The sequence below is a fragment of the Hymenobacter sp. H14-R3 genome, from assembly GCF_030063445.1.
Classification (GTDB): Bacteria; Bacteroidota; Bacteroidia; order Cytophagales; family Hymenobacteraceae; genus Hymenobacter.
Window position 1 is genome coordinate 225,781 of sequence record NZ_JASITD010000003.1, and the last position, 13,858, is coordinate 239,638.

15 protein-coding genes are annotated in these 13,858 nt (G+C 59.7%); 3 read left to right on the top strand and 12 right to left on the bottom strand.

Annotation, left to right across the window (positions count from 1 at the left end):
* Positions 1-5 precede the first annotated feature (5 nt).
* The 7 genes from bamG to pdhA form a co-directional block, all read right to left on the bottom strand.
* On the bottom strand, positions 6-1,328 hold the full coding sequence (bamG, locus tag QMK33_RS04675) for a BamG family beta-barrel-assembly machinery protein (protein WP_283563396.1): 1,323 nt from the start codon (positions 1,326-1,328) through the stop codon (positions 6-8).
* Positions 1,315-2,073: a type III pantothenate kinase gene (locus tag QMK33_RS04680; protein WP_283563397.1), complete on the bottom strand. Its 759-nt coding sequence runs from the start codon at positions 2,071-2,073 to the stop codon at positions 1,315-1,317. Before QMK33_RS04680 ends, bamG begins: the two co-directional genes overlap by 14 nt.
* 82 nt (positions 2,074-2,155) lie before the next feature.
* On the bottom strand, positions 2,156-4,234 hold the full coding sequence (locus QMK33_RS04685) for a pseudouridine synthase (protein WP_283563398.1): 2,079 nt from the start codon (positions 4,232-4,234) through the stop codon (positions 2,156-2,158).
* 161 nt (positions 4,235-4,395) lie between these two features.
* Positions 4,396-4,779 (bottom strand): TraR/DksA family transcriptional regulator, encoded by a 384-nt coding sequence (locus QMK33_RS04690; RefSeq protein ID WP_283563399.1) that lies wholly within the window; start codon positions 4,777-4,779, stop codon positions 4,396-4,398.
* Between the two features lie 190 nt (positions 4,780-4,969).
* Positions 4,970-5,446, bottom strand: coding sequence for a 6,7-dimethyl-8-ribityllumazine synthase (ribH, locus tag QMK33_RS04695; RefSeq protein ID WP_283563400.1), 477 nt, complete (start codon positions 5,444-5,446; stop codon positions 4,970-4,972).
* A 181-nt stretch (positions 5,447-5,627) separates the two neighbouring features.
* Positions 5,628-6,392, bottom strand: a complete 765-nt coding sequence (locus QMK33_RS04700) for a tetratricopeptide repeat protein (RefSeq protein ID WP_283563401.1) — start codon at positions 6,390-6,392, stop codon at positions 5,628-5,630.
* 93 nt (positions 6,393-6,485) lie between these two features.
* Complete coding sequence (gene pdhA, locus QMK33_RS04705) at positions 6,486-7,454, bottom strand: pyruvate dehydrogenase (acetyl-transferring) E1 component subunit alpha (RefSeq protein WP_283563466.1); 969 nt, start codon at positions 7,452-7,454, stop codon at positions 6,486-6,488.
* A gap of 298 nt (positions 7,455-7,752) precedes the next feature.
* Between pdhA and recF the strand changes: the two genes are divergently transcribed.
* Complete coding sequence (gene recF / locus QMK33_RS04710) at positions 7,753-8,880, top strand: DNA replication/repair protein RecF (protein WP_283563402.1); 1,128 nt, start codon at positions 7,753-7,755, stop codon at positions 8,878-8,880.
* Positions 8,881-8,987: 107 nt separating this feature from the next.
* Positions 8,988-9,305, top strand: a complete 318-nt coding sequence (locus QMK33_RS04715; RefSeq protein ID WP_283563403.1) for a DciA family protein — start codon at positions 8,988-8,990, stop codon at positions 9,303-9,305.
* 178 nt (positions 9,306-9,483) lie between these two features.
* On the opposite strand, the gene QMK33_RS04720 is transcribed toward QMK33_RS04715, so the two are convergent.
* The gene (locus QMK33_RS04720) at positions 9,484-9,858 is read right to left on the bottom strand and encodes a helix-turn-helix domain-containing protein (RefSeq protein ID WP_283563404.1); all 375 of its coding nucleotides are present in this window, start codon (positions 9,856-9,858) and stop codon (positions 9,484-9,486) included.
* A gap of 219 nt (positions 9,859-10,077) precedes the next feature.
* Positions 10,078-10,938 (bottom strand): glycerophosphodiester phosphodiesterase family protein, encoded by an 861-nt coding sequence (locus QMK33_RS04725; protein ID WP_283563405.1) that lies wholly within the window; start codon positions 10,936-10,938, stop codon positions 10,078-10,080.
* Positions 10,939-11,035: 97 nt separating this feature from the next.
* Between QMK33_RS04725 and QMK33_RS04730 the strand changes: the two genes are divergently transcribed.
* The gene (locus QMK33_RS04730) at positions 11,036-11,659 is read left to right on the top strand and encodes a hypothetical protein (RefSeq protein WP_283563406.1); all 624 of its coding nucleotides are present in this window, start codon (positions 11,036-11,038) and stop codon (positions 11,657-11,659) included.
* 98 nt (positions 11,660-11,757) lie between these two features.
* On the opposite strand, the gene QMK33_RS04735 is transcribed toward QMK33_RS04730, so the two are convergent.
* The 3 genes from QMK33_RS04735 to QMK33_RS04745 all read right to left on the bottom strand — a co-directional run bounded on the left by QMK33_RS04735 (position 11,758) and on the right by QMK33_RS04745 (position 13,814).
* Positions 11,758-11,895 (bottom strand): PLD nuclease N-terminal domain-containing protein, encoded by a 138-nt coding sequence (locus tag QMK33_RS04735; RefSeq protein WP_283563407.1) that lies wholly within the window; start codon positions 11,893-11,895, stop codon positions 11,758-11,760.
* 225 nt (positions 11,896-12,120) lie between these two features.
* The gene (locus QMK33_RS04740) at positions 12,121-12,771 is read right to left on the bottom strand and encodes a rhomboid family intramembrane serine protease (RefSeq protein ID WP_283563408.1); all 651 of its coding nucleotides are present in this window, start codon (positions 12,769-12,771) and stop codon (positions 12,121-12,123) included.
* 71 nt (positions 12,772-12,842) lie between these two features.
* Positions 12,843-13,814, bottom strand: coding sequence for a polyprenyl synthetase family protein (locus QMK33_RS04745; RefSeq protein ID WP_283563409.1), 972 nt, complete (start codon positions 13,812-13,814; stop codon positions 12,843-12,845).
* Positions 13,815-13,858 lie beyond the last annotated feature (44 nt).

The following is a 13,858-nucleotide window of genomic DNA, read 5'->3' on the forward strand; positions in this document are numbered from 1 at the left end:
CACGATTATTGCAGGCGGCGCTTGATAAACCAGCGGTTGCTCAGCGTGGCGCCAATTTGCATACGCACGTAGTTTTCCTGCACGTTGCTCGCGCCGTTGTTGCCCACCAGGAAATCGGTGTTGCCGCGCACGCCGTAGGCAAAGCCCAAGCTGATAACCGTCGATTCGAGGGCGGTGGCGGTGGGCAGCGGGAAGGCGAAGCCCCAGTGCACGGCGCGGTCGTAGAGGCGGTTGCCGAGGGGCGCGTAGGGCAGCTGCGCCACGCTCAGGCCCAGGCGGTAGGTCACGCGCTGGAAATAGTGGTCTACCGAGCCGGGGTCGGGCGTAAATTCGCCGCCCGAAGCCACGCGCCATGTATTGCTCAGCGCCTGGGGCGATATTAGGCTAAACGTTTTGAAATCAGACCATTGCTGACGCGAACCGTCGAGGTTAAAGCTCCAGTTGCGGCCATTGTCGAGCGAAAAGCCCAGCTGCGACATCGCGGGCGTGGTGGTAGTGCCACTGTCGTCGGAGAGCTGCACCACGTTGCCGATTACCGCGCCGCGGGCGTCCTGCTGCTCGGTGGTGCGCTGCCGGTTGGCCTTCAGGTTGGCCTGAAAGGTCTGCACGGCTCCCAGGTTCACGTTCAGGTTTTTGTTAATCTGGTGGCGGTAGTGTGCCGAGGCCCGAAACAGGAAGTCGGCGTAGCGCAGCTGCTCATTGGCCACCACCAGCTGCTGGGCCGCAATGTTGGGCGAGTTTATGGCCGTACCCTCGCTCTGCGTGATGGTGCCGAACAGGTAAGAGGCGCTGCCCCCCAGGTTGAGGTCGCGCAGCACGTGAATACCAGTGGCGAAGTACGCCTCCGACAGCCCGCCCGAGCCCGTATACTTTTTGTAAGCCTGGGCCAGCGGGTCGCCATTTACCGAGCCAATGGTATTAGATTCATAATCAACTGAACTATAGGGCTTTAGACCAACGGCTGCGCCCCAACGCTTGTTTAGCGGTACGGCCAGCGCCAGGTAGCCCAGCGTGCCGGTGCCCGCGCGGCTGGAGGCCACGGTGTTTTTTACCGTTTGCACCTGCGCGTTGAACACGGCTTCCCAGGTGGTGCGCGGCGTGTAGGTGAGCAAGGCAGGGTTCAGCTCGTTGACGTTGCCCGTATTGGGCGCGGCCAGGCCCGAGCCGCCCATGCCCAGCTGGCGCACGCCGCCAAAGTTGCCGTAGCTATCGCCCAAGCCAATGCGCGAGTAGGGCGAGTTGCCCAGCCCCTGCCCCCAGGCCGAGCCGGCAAACAAGGTAGCAGCGGCCGTTAGCAGGGCCCCGGATAGTTTTTTAGTTGTCAACATTATAGCGTAAAATCTTATCCAAGCCCAGCAGCACCAATTCTGGCACGGCAAAGATACGGCCAGCCAGCGGGGCCAGCGCCACGGCCAGGTACTCGGCGTCGCCGCCGGTGAGCACCAGCGCCAGCTGCGGGTGCTGCTGGCGGTACTCGGCCACCAGCCCGCGCACCTCGGCCGCCGTGCCGCGCAGCACGCCGCTCAGCAAGCAAGACGCCGTAGAGTCGCCGATTAGTTGCACCGCCTCGCTGGCCGGGGGCAGCTCCAACAACGGCAACCGGCCCGTAAACGTGTGCAGCGCCTGCAACCGCATGCGCAGGCCGGGCGCAATGCTACCACCGTGGTAAGTGCCATCGGCGGTTACCAGGTCCAGCTTGAGGGCCGTGCCGGCGTCGAGCACCAGCGTGGCCTGGCCCGGCCGCAGGCGGGCGGCCCCTACGGCGGCGGCCAGGCGGTCGGGCCCCAGGGTGTGGGGCGTGGCGTAGGCATTGCGCAGCGGTACCGGCGTAAAGCCGGGCCGAAATGGCAATATCCGTTGCAGGCCATCGGTGGCAGCCAGCGCCGCCAGCCAGGGCTGGGTGTCCACCTTATCGGCCACCGACGACAGGATGGCCTGCGCCGGCTGCGTGCGCTGCCATATTTCTTCCAGGTGGGCCGGGGCTGCCAGCACACCACTTTCCCGTAGTCCTTCCGGCCCGAATACGCCGTATTTCAACGCCGTATTACCCAGGTCCAGCGCCAGCGTAATCATGTGCAGAACGTCCTAAAACAAACAGGGTCTTATGAATACCGGCGCATAAACCAGTATTCATAAGACCCTGCCCATCAATTATTTACATAAAGTACTTGAGGCGAATCACTTCCTGCTCGGTGAGGAAACGCCATTTGCCGCGCGACACCTCCTTTTTGGTGAGGCCAGCGTACTGCACCCGGTCGAGGGCCACCACGTCGTAGCCTAAGTGTTCAAATATGCGGCGCACAATGCGGTTGCGGCCAATGTGCAGCTCGATACCCACGAAGTGCGGGTTGCCGGCTACCACGGCTACATCATCCACCTCAGCCTTGCCGTCTTCCAGCTCGATACCGGCCGCTATTTCAGCCAAGTGCTCGGCAGTCAGGGGCTTATCAAGCTCAGCCTGGTAGATTTTCTTGTTCTTGTGCGAGGGGTGCGACAGCTTCTGCGCCACTTCGCCATCGTTGGTGAAGAGCAGCAGGCCCGTGGTATTGCGGTCGAGGCGACCCACTGGGAAAATGCGCTCCTTCGAGGCCGTAGCCACCAGCGACATAACCGTTTTGCGGCCTTCGGGGTCGTCGGTCGTGGTAATGAAGTCCTTGGGCTTATTCAGCAGCACGTACACCAGCTTCTCGCGGTTGAGGTTGGTTTTGCCGTACTGCACCGTGTCGGTGGGCTGCACTTTGTAGCCCATTTCGGTGATAACCTCGCCATTCACGCGGATTTCGCCAGCGGCAATCAGCGAGTCGGCCTCGCGGCGCGAGCAAATGCCCGCGTTGGCGATGTAGCGGTTCAGGCGCAGCTCCTCGGTACCGAAGTCTTCCTCGCTCGCCCGGCGCTTGTTGCCACGGGTTTTGTCGTTTTCGTAGTGCTTGAGGTTCTTGTAGTCAGGGGCCAAGCCTACTGGCTCGTCCGTAGTGGTTGTGCGGGTTTTGTTACCATAGCCGGTGCTGCGTTGCGGACTGCTCTGGGCTTCGCGCATGGCCTCGCGACGCTCCCGGAACGAGCCGGTAGTAGTGTTGTTGGGCCGCTCGCCAAAGCTGCGCGGCTTGCCAAAGGCCCCGGGCGTTTGCTCACGGGGCGCGTTGCGGTCGCCGTAGCTGCTGCGGCGCTCACCGCCTTCGCGGTCGTTGCTGCGACGGTCGTCGCCACCCGGCCGCGTGCCAAACTCGCGGCGGGCGGGGCGCTCGTCGCGGCTGCCTTCCGACGGCGGGCGGCGGGCTTCGTTGCCCGTGCCACGCTCCTCAAACGAGCGGCGCTCATCGCGGCCCGTATAGGCGGGACGCGCATTGTCGGCACCACCTTCTACCGGCGAGCCATCAGGGTTAGTCTTGATGAACTTGCGGTTGCGCTCGCCTTTGCCACCGCGCGGCACCGTGGGCAGGCCCTCGTAGCGCACCGGCTGGCCCTGCCAGATGGGCTTGGGTGGGTAAGCGGGGCGCTCGCTGCGGTCGCGGTCACCACCTTCGGCATCCTGGGGCCGAGGCCGCTCGGGGCGGTCACCGCCGAAGCTGCGCTTCTCGCTGTAGCTAGAACCGCCGCGCTCGGGGCGGTCGCCACCAAAGCTGCGCTTTTCGCCATAACTGGAACCACCGCGCTCGGGGCGGTCGCCGCCACCAAAGCTGCGCTTCTCGCCGTAGCCAGCGCCGCCACCGAAGCTGCGTTTCTCGCCAGCGCCAGCACCGCCGCGGTCGCCGCCGAAGCTGCGCTTTTCGCCGTAGCTGGAGCCGCCACGCTCGGGGCGGTCACCGCCAAAGCTGCGCTTCTCGCCGAAGCCGCCACGCTCGGGGCGGTCACCGCCAAAGCTGCGCTTCTCGCCGAAGCCGCCGCGCTCGGGACGGTCGCCACCGCCGAAGCTGCGCTTCTCGCCAAAGCTGGAGCTGCCGCGCTCGGGGCGGTCGCCACCGCCGAAGTTCGATTTGCCGAAGCTGCTGCCGCCGCTACCGCCACTGGGCCGGCCGCCAAACTTGTTGCCGCCACCTTGGCCAAACGTGGGCCGGGCGGGCGAAAAGCCCTCGCCGCGTCCGTCGGGCCGGCTGCCTTTATAGCCGCCGCCAGCGCTGCTGTTGCCGCGGGGTGCATACCCACCGCTCCCGCGCGAGTCGCTGCTTGGCCGCCCGCTACCGCCAGTTGCGCCACGCCGACCCGGCTTATCGTCTGAAAAATGTTTCTTACCCATCTGAGTTATAATTTATCTGGTTGCTGGCTTATAGTCCCGCGCCGCCGGCGCTGGTGAGTGCAAATATCTACCCTATTGGTAGTTAGTAAAAAAAAGCCCGGACCCGTAAGCCAGCCGCCGAAGCGCCGGTTACGGGTCCGGGCCGTAGGCCAAGGCCGCGCTTAGTCGCGCCGGGCTAGCTTGGCTTCAATCGAATGCTGGGTGTGGGGCACCGCCCGCAGGCGCTCCTTCGGGATAAGCTTGCCCGTGCCGATGCACACGCCGTAGGTGCCGTTTTTAATGCGCGTCTGCGCATTTTCCAGTTGCTGAATGAACTTCATCTGGCGCGAGGCCAACTGGTTCAAGCTTTCCTTTTCGGCGGTCTCAGCGCCGTCTTCCAGCACCTTCAGCGAAGCTGCCGTAGTGTCGGTGCCCGACTCGTTGTTGCGGGTCAGGGTTTCCTTAATGAAAGACAATTCCTTGCGAGCAGCCGTGAGCTTACTTTGAATAATCTGTTCAAACTCAGCTAAATCTTCCCGCGAATAGCGGAGGTTTTCCTCAGACATCGAAAAGCAAGTAAAAAGAATAATAAATACGCACGCTGCGGTAGGCAGCCTGGCAAAACCAACGCCCCACCCTACTAAAAAGTTTGGTCAAGCTATTGGCATTTACTAACCGGCTTCCGCGGGAAGTCGGCTTTCGCGGGGCAAAGGTAATTGTTTTCAGCGGGTTTGCCTCGCTGGCTATCTACTTCCTTCAGAATCCCAACATCTGAATGGCGGCCACGGCAGCCTCCACGCCTTTGTTGCCGTGCCGCCCGCCGGCGCGGTCCCAGGCTTGCTCCAGGTTATTGGTCGTAACCAGACCAAATATCACAGGTTTATTATACTTAAGCCCTACTGTGGTCAACCCCTGCGCCACCGCGTGGCAGATGTAGTCGTCGTGCTTGGTGTCGCCCTTGATTACCACCCCCAGGCAGATGACGGCATCCATCTCCTCGTGCTGGGCCAGCAGCTGCGCACCAAACGTCAACTCAAAGCTGCCGGGCACCGTATTGCGGAAAATGTTCTCCGGCTTGGCCCCGTGCTTGAGTAGCGTTTCGTACGCGCCGTTGCTGAGCATGTCGGTTAGCTCGCGGTTCCACTCGGCTACCACTAGGCCAAAGCGCTTTTCGCTGATGTCGATGAAGCCAGCACTATCATAGGTGCTCAGGTTTTGCAGGGCGGTTGCCATAAATCGTAGATTACGCAGATGGAGCAGATTACGCAGATTCGGCTGGCGCAGGGCCAAGCCTTTTGCAGATATACTGCTCGCTACGGGGTGAAAAGTTGCTTGGGAAAGTGAGATTTCAACTAAAAAGCAACGGCGCTCTCCGTTGCGGGAAAGCGCCGTTGCTGTAACGAGTTACTTGGTACTATTGGCCGAGAGCTGCTTTGCGCTGGCGGGCTTCGCCGGCTTCGGGCGCGGTGGCATAGTCGTTCAGCACGCGGTCGTAAGCTTTGGCAGCGCCGGCGTTATCCTTGGCGGCTTCGAGGGCCACGCCCTGCTTCAGCACATAGCCGGGCGAGAACTGGTCGTTGGCATTATGGTCGGCGGCTTTGGCATAGAGCTCAGCAGCCTCTTTGGGCTGGTTGAGCTCCAGCTTGGCATCACCCATGAGCGAGTAGGCGCGCGACTGCACGAGGTAGTCGTCCGAGCTAAACTTGTCGAGGTAAGTGTAGGCCTCCTGAAATTTGCCCTGCTTCAACGAGGCTACGCCGGCGTAGAAGTTAGCTAGGTTGCCTGCCTTTGTACCACTATATTCCGAGGCCACTTTATCAAGGCCCGGGTGCTTACCGTCACCTTTGGTGGCCTTGCCCAACGAGTCGGCTTGCCAGTAGTCCACGGCTTTGTACATGGCGTTTTGCGCCTGCGTGTTCTGCTCGGTACGCCAGTAATTATAGCCAAACGCGCCGGCTATCGCCGCTACCACCACCACCAACACGCCCACGAGCAGGTTGCGGTTGCGGCGCACAAAGTCTTCCGAATCGGCTAGCCGGGCGGCCAGGGCATCGGGGTCTTCGAGCAGCGGGTTTTCGGTCGCGTAGGTTTCTTCGGCCGGCGCCAACGGGTCGGTCGATACGGGGCGAACGGGCTGGCGGGCACCCGGCGTTTTGCCGGTGTAAGGAATCTTAGACATCAGGGTTGGTAGCTCGGCGGCACGGCTCTGAACCAGGCCGCGCCGCGGGAGGCCACCTGGCCACAAAGGCAAGGGGCCGGGTTAAGAATGGAACTAGTCGTGAATATAAGGGTAGTCGGCCTGCACGTACACATCCGTGTACAGCTCCCGCGCGTCGGGGTAGGGCGAGTTTTCGGCAAATTCTACCGACTCCAGCACCTGCGCCTTAATGCGCTCGTCGATGGCCGCAAGGTCTTCCTCAGCAGCCATATTGTGAGTGAGGATGGTGTGGCGCACCGACTCAATGCTGTCGCGGTGGCGGTACTCCTCCACCTCTTCCTTGGTGCGGTACTTGGCCGGGTCGCTCATCGAATGGCCTTTGTAGCGGTAGGTTTTGAATTCGAGGAAGGTGGGACCTTCGCCGCTGCGGGCGCGCTCAGCGGCGCGGGCCACGGCGTGGTGCACATCTTCCACGTTCATCGCATTCACGGGCTCGTTGGGCATCTGGTAGCCGTCGGCGATGATGTGCAGGTCCGTCACGTTCGACGAGCGGTGCACGGCCGTACCCATGGCGTAGCCGTTGTTCTCCACGATGAAAATCACGGGCAGCTTCCACAGCATGGCCATGTTGAAGGCCTCGTGCAAGGCACCCTGACGCACCGCGCCATCACCCATGTAGCAGATGCAGAGCTTGCCAGTTTTGTTGTACTTCTCAGCAAAAGCAATGCCGGCTCCCATCGGGATTTGGGCTCCCACGATACCGTGGCCGCCCATGAAGCCAACCTCTTTGTCGAACATGTGCATGGAGCCGCCTTTGCCTTTTGAGCAACCGGTGGCCTTAGCGAACAGCTCGGCCATGATGGCATTGGGCGAAGTACCCAGCGCCAGGGGGTGGGCGTGGTCGCGGTAGGCGGTGATATACTTGTCACCTTTTTCCAGGGCCGACACGGCCCCGGCTACGCAGGCTTCCTGGCCAATGTAGAGGTGGCAGAAACCCTTTATCTTCTGCTGGCCGTACAGCTGACCGGCTTTCTCCTCAAACTTGCGCATGAGCTGCATTTGCTCATACCAGGCCATGTACATCTCTTTAGAAAACTCCGGCTCGGCAGGCGAAGTAGCCAGCGGTGCATCGGCCGGGGCATCTCCCTGGTGCGCATCGGGCATTTCTTCTACGGCCGGCAGGGGCGCGGTTTCGACGCCCGTTGCGGCATCAACCGTAGCCGGGGTTTGGCCTTTGACGGCTTTCTCGGTGTTGCTGCCGTTTGCGCCAGCCTTCGGCGCATCCTTTACTTTCGACTCCGCCATAATTCGGGGTATATAATTTCGCGTTGGGAGGGCGAAATTACATAATTCTGACCGTACTCCCACCCCACCGCTCCGAATGACGCTCGACCAGCTACACCTGCTATTTTTCAAGAATTACGACGAAGCGAGCCTGGCCTTCAGCCCGGGTATCAATTGCTTCATTGGCGACAATGGCAGCGGTAAGACCAACCTGCTGGACGCCATCTACTACCTCTCCCTTACCAAGAGCGCCTTTGCGAGCGCTGATGCCCAGAGCATCAAGCAAGGGGCTGATTTTTTTGTAGTTAAGGGTAAGTTCAATACCCCCCTCTTGGAGCAGGCCGAAACCATTCAGGTGAGTATGCGGGCGGGGCAGAAGAAAACCATCACCCACAACAAGCAGCCCTACGACCGACTAGCCGACCACATCGGGCGCTACCCGGCGGTGCTCATTTCGCCCTACGATACCGACCTCGTTCGACAAGGCAGTGAGGACCGGCGGCGCTACTTCGACAGCCTGCAATCACAGCTCGACCACGAGTTCCTAGAACTACTCATCCAGTATAATGGGCTGCTGCGCCAGCGCAATGCCACCCTCAAGCAAAGCGGCGGCAGCCACGGCTTCGACATGCTGTATCTGCACTCGCTCGATGACCAGCTGGCCCCGCTAGGCGAAAACCTCTCGACCATGAGGGCCGCGTTTCTGGCGCAGTTCGTACCAGTGTTTCAGCGGCACTACGCGCAGCTGGCCGATGGCCGCGAGGAAGTACTACTCGAATACAAAAGCCAACTCCCGGGCCAGAACTTTCGCCACCTGCTACTAGCCAATGAGCGCCGCGACGTGGCCCTGCAACGCAGCACCACCGGGCCGCACCGCGACGACTTCGTATTCCTGATGGATGGACTACCGGTTAAAAGCTACGCTTCCCAGGGCCAGCAGAAGTCCTTCGTCATCGCCCTCAAGCTGGCGCAGTTTGAGCTGCTGGCTACCAAGCCGCAACCAGCGGGCCACGACGCAGCCAAACCCCTGCTGCTACTCGACGACATTTTCGACCGCCTTGATGATAAGCGCATTGCCCGACTGCTTCAACTGGTAGCCGACCATACGTTTGGCCAAGTGTTCCTCACCGACACCAACTTGGAGCGCACCGACCTGGCGCTTGCCGGCATTGCAAGCGACATCCGGCGCTTTCGGGTGCAGGCCGGTTTGGTGGCGGTTATCTGATTACTACCGCTCTTTTCGGGGCACGGGAGGCGTACTTTTGAGTCATCCTTGTGCAGCTAATAAGCTGCGGCTTCCCGGCCGCCACGCGCAACATTTTTCCTTTTGCCGTGAAAAAGCCTAGCCTCTCCCCTACCGCTCGCCGGGCCGATATCATTCCGCTGAAAGAAGGATTGGAAGCCTTAGTACGCGCTTACCGCCTAGGTGGTAAGCTCAACGAGGTGACAGTTGTGGCAAGTTGGGAACGGGTGATGGGTAAAGCCGTCGCGCTCAAAACCAAGGAGGTTTACGTGAGCAAGGGTAAGCTCTTCGTGCGCCTCACCTCGGCTCCGCTCAAGCACGAGTTGGTAATGGCCAAGACCCGAGTGTTGGAAATGCTCAACGCGGAGGTAGGCACCCAGGTGGTTTCGGAAGTTATTTTTCTGTAAGCTCCGCTTGCAGAGTAAGGAGTGCGGCGCAGCTAGCTTGTAATAAAGCTGTTGCTGCCCTTGACAATTATTGGCAGTTCCGGGTACTCTTCATAGTGCCTGTCAGCCATCACTATTTATTTGACACGCCTGGCTAGTTCACTGAGACAGCAAAAATGTTCCACGTGAAACATTTTTGTTACTTGGGGCCATACACCTTCAACAACAACTCATTGTACGCCTCTAGAAGGGCAATGTACTTGGTTTGGAGGACTAGCAACTGCCTGATGGGGTCTACATCAAGAGATTGGTTCGGTGTTACACGCGGTGTAACAGAACTTCGCGATAAGGGTGTTACAAAAGGCAGCGATGATTGCTGGGCTATTGTAAAATCCTGTGAAAAGTCATGACCAATAATTTGGCCAACACTTTTCACCAGGTTAGCGTCTAGTGTATCATCCTTGAACTTACGGTATATTGTGGGCCGTGTAATGCCCAGTTCTTCCACGATACGCGTGATGGAAATACCGCTGTTTTTAATGGCCTCTTGCAGTATTTCGCCTTGATGAGCCATAAAATGAGGGTGTTACGGGTTAGGTGATGCAAATATGGAAACCGTATCAAGCTAATCCAAATTGTTTCGTAATGAGACAAGTCCACAATTGCGGTTACTTATGAATATCTTCAACTCATGACTGTAACAAGTTTAGGATTGACATTGTAACGAATTTGGTCAGCTGACAGAAACGGACACTACGGACAATTTTTGATAAGCCGGCTGCCGCTCGTTGTATTACGCCAGCAATTGCAGTAGGCGGTCGGGGTAATCGGTTGTGATGCCCGCTACGCCCCAGGTAATTGCCTGCTGCATGTCGCTAGGCGTATTTATGGTCCAGGGAATCAGCCGTATCGCTGGGTAACGCGTGGCCAGGTCCGTTACAGTGCGCTGAGAAAGAAGCTGGAAATTGGGGCCGAACGTTTCGGGCACAAAGCCGAGCTGGTGAAACAGTATCTCGGCCGGTGTATGGTCTTCGCTGAGCAAGCAGAGCGCCAACGCGGGCGATAGCTGCCGGGCCGCTTGCAGAATGCGCGCATCGAAGCTGAGTAGCGTGGTGCGTAGCAGCACAGCTGCGGCAACCAGCTCGGACAGTACCAACTCGACAAACCAGGCCGGCCGCGGATGGAAAATGTCATCACCATCCGGCATGCTTTTCAATTCTATGGAGTACCCAACTGGGGAGCGGCCCAGGCGCTGGCACGTCGCTTCCGTAGCCTGCAAAACCTCGCGCAGGAGTGGCCGGTAGGTGGCCGTGCGCTGCTGCATGGGGAATCCAGGGTGGGGCTGCTCCCCCACTACGCAGCGGCGAATAGTGGCGTAAGGCAGATGATAAAGGTTGTATTCGCGCTCGTGCCGCGGGTCGATTGGCTCGCCGTTGGGACCAGGCCCCAGGCGGGCCGACAGCCAAGGCTCGTGCGAAACCACCACCTGCTGGTCTTGCGAAATCACGACATCCAGCTCCAGCACATCAACGCCTAAGGCCAAGGCGTGCAAGAAAGCGGGCAGGGTATTTTCGGGTAGCAGACCCCGGCAGCCCCGGTGGCCGTGCACTTCGGGGCGGGAGGAGTGAGTAGGTGTGGTAGAGAAAAACAGCATGTGCCTTTGTACGCAGGCGGGCGGGGTAGCAGTGGCCGGGCCAGTAGCTTTGCAGCTACTTTTTTACTCCGCCCAGCGGGTTGCTTAATCTCCTTTCATGAAGCGTCTTTTACTATTTGTGCTGCTGTTGGCCCTCGCGGCGGGCGGCTATTACTACTACAATTCCCTTAAGAAAGGGCCGGAATATGCGCTGCTGCAAGCGGCGGCCGCGACCCAAACGCACGACTTGGCGGCCTTCAAGCGCTACGTAGATGTGGACGCCCTCACGGGCCACCTAGTCGATGATGTGGCCAAGCAGGGCAATGTGCTGTCGGTGCTGGTGCCGGGCGGCGGGCTACTACTGCGCGGTGGGCTGGGCCTGCTGAAACCCCAACTGACCAAAGCCGCCCATAGCGAAATTCAGCGCTACGTGGAGACGGGCTCGCTGGAAGAGGCCCAGGCGGCCGCGCCCAAGCGGCTGGTCAACCTCTCCTTTTTGGGCCTGGCTGGGCACGTAGTAGGGCCCGATAGCAAATTTAAGGGCATCAAATACACCATTGACAAGGGCGACGTATCGTTGGTAGGGCTGGAGTTTTCGCAGCCGCGCTACGACACCACCATGGTAGTAGAAGTGAAGCTTCAGAGACAACCCGATGGCCATTGGCAGGCTAAACAGGTTACTAATACTGGTGAACTGGTGCAGGGCTTAGCCCGGTTGGAGAAGCAGCACCTGCTGAAGTAACAACCCGATACAGGCAAAGCAGCCAACAGAAAGCCCTCAGCTACACGGTAGCTGAGGGCTTTCTGTTGGCTCGAAACAAGCCTCACTACGATTGGCAGCTAGTTGCTGCGGCCCGAGAAAAGTAGGTAGATGATGGAGCCACCAATTGGGAAGAACCAGATAATAGCGCCCCAGAGGAGCTTTTTACCCAGCGACCAATCTTGCTTAAGCAAGCTGATGACCGCGTAAATGGCCATAATCAGGTACAGAACCCCGAAAAAGCCCAGGCCGCCCCGACTATTGTAAGCACTTGGTGCACAGCTAGTTGCGATTAAAGACAAAAGGGGTAGCAAAGCCAGCGGCTTGAGGCGGGTAGCTACGGTGGAGAAAGTGCGCATAAAAGAAGTGAAGAAGAGTGGCGTGTTGCCGCCCTTTACGCAGATTCTAAATCTTTGGCTACTTATTTATGATAAAATACTGATTTACAGTATTTTACCGACATAAGCGCCTACTTGCTGGGCAAATGCAGGCACTACTCCGGGTATCAGCGCAATGATGATGAGCACGCCGTAGAGCGCACCATAGAAGTGGGCATCGTGGTTGATGTTGTCGCCCCGGCGGCGGCCCATGTAGTAGGAATAAGCCAGGTAGAGAAAGCCGAAAATAAAGGGTTGGATATCGACGGGGATGGGGAAGATGCGGATGCCGCCGCCTTCGCTGACCGGAAAGAGCAGGATGCTGGCAAACAGCACCGACGACACGCCCCCCGACGCGCCCAGGCTGCGGTAGTCGCGGTCGTCGCGGTGCCGGAAATACGTGGGCAAATCCGACACAATAATGCCGCCTAGGTAGAGCAGCAGAAATACGCCCAGGCCGCCATTGGGCCCGTAAGCGTTCGCCAGCATACTCAGCACGATGGGGCCGAAGGAGTAGAAGGCGTACATGTTGAAGAGCAGGTGCATCCAATCGGCGTGCAAGAAGCCCGATGTGAGGAAGCGGTACCACTGGCCCTTAGCACGGGCCATGGTGTAGGGCTCTAATATCCAGGAGCGCATCAGCTCGTCGTTAGACCAAGCGTAGGCAGACACGGCGACCGTAAGGCCGATGAGGATGAGAATGGGATTGAGGGCCATGAGTAAGTGCGGTAAGCTTCAGCTTGCCGGGTATGGAGGGTAAACGGCAAGCTGAAGCTTACCGCACTGCGCTAGCTTTCGCGGTCCATTAGCTGGAGCGCGAGGTGGTGAAGGGGCTGCTTGCGGGCCGCCGGAGCCGCTACACGCTCTAGGTGCTGCAAGGCATTCTGGAAGTAAGTATTGATGAGCACCTCCGTTTGGGGCCGAATGTCGAGTTCGTCGTAGATGGCGCGCACGGCCCGCACTTTGGCCTCGGCATCGGGCACGGGCTGGCCGATGTGCTGGGCCAGGGCGGCCCGCTGGGCGGCGTTGGCCTGGGCCTGGGCGGTAAGCAGCAGAAAGGTTTTCTTATCAGAAATGATATCGCCCCCTACCCGCTTGCCGAAGGTAGCGGCATCGCCATAAACGTCGAGCAGGTCGTCGCGGAGTTGGAAAGCTAGGCCGATGTCAGTTCCAAACTGGCGCAGGTGCTCGGCATCTTCGGCGCTGGCGCCGGCCAGTACCGCGCCAAGCTCCAGGGCAAAGCCGAGGAGCACGGCGGTTTTCAGCCGAATCATGTCGAGGTACTGCGGGATGGTGACGGTGGTTTCGGTCTCGAAATTCATGTCCCACTGCTGGCCCTCGCACACCTCGGCGGCGGTTTGGGAGAAGCGGCGCAGCACCGGGGGCAGTAGCAGCAACGGCACGTTTTCGATGAGCAGCTCATACGCCCGCACCAGCATTACATCGCCCGAGAGGATAGCCACGTTGGGGTTCCACTTCTCATGTACCGTAGGCTGGCCGCGCCGAATAGGGGCCTGGTCCATGAGGTCGTCGTGGAGCAGCGTGAAGTTGTGGAAGACCTCAGTGGCCAGCGCGGGATTTACCAGCGGGGCCAGGTCGTCGGTAAAAAGCTGGCCGCCGAGCAGCGTGAGCAGGGGTCGCAGGCGCTTGCCCCCCAGGCCCATAATGTAGCGAATGGGGTCGTAGAGTGTGGCGGGCTGCTGGCCGTAGTCGAGCTGCTGAAGGGCCGGGGCGAGGAGGGCGGAGAGGTCGGTTTGCACGGGGCAAAGGTCGGGGTACAATTGTCATTGCGAGCACAACGAAG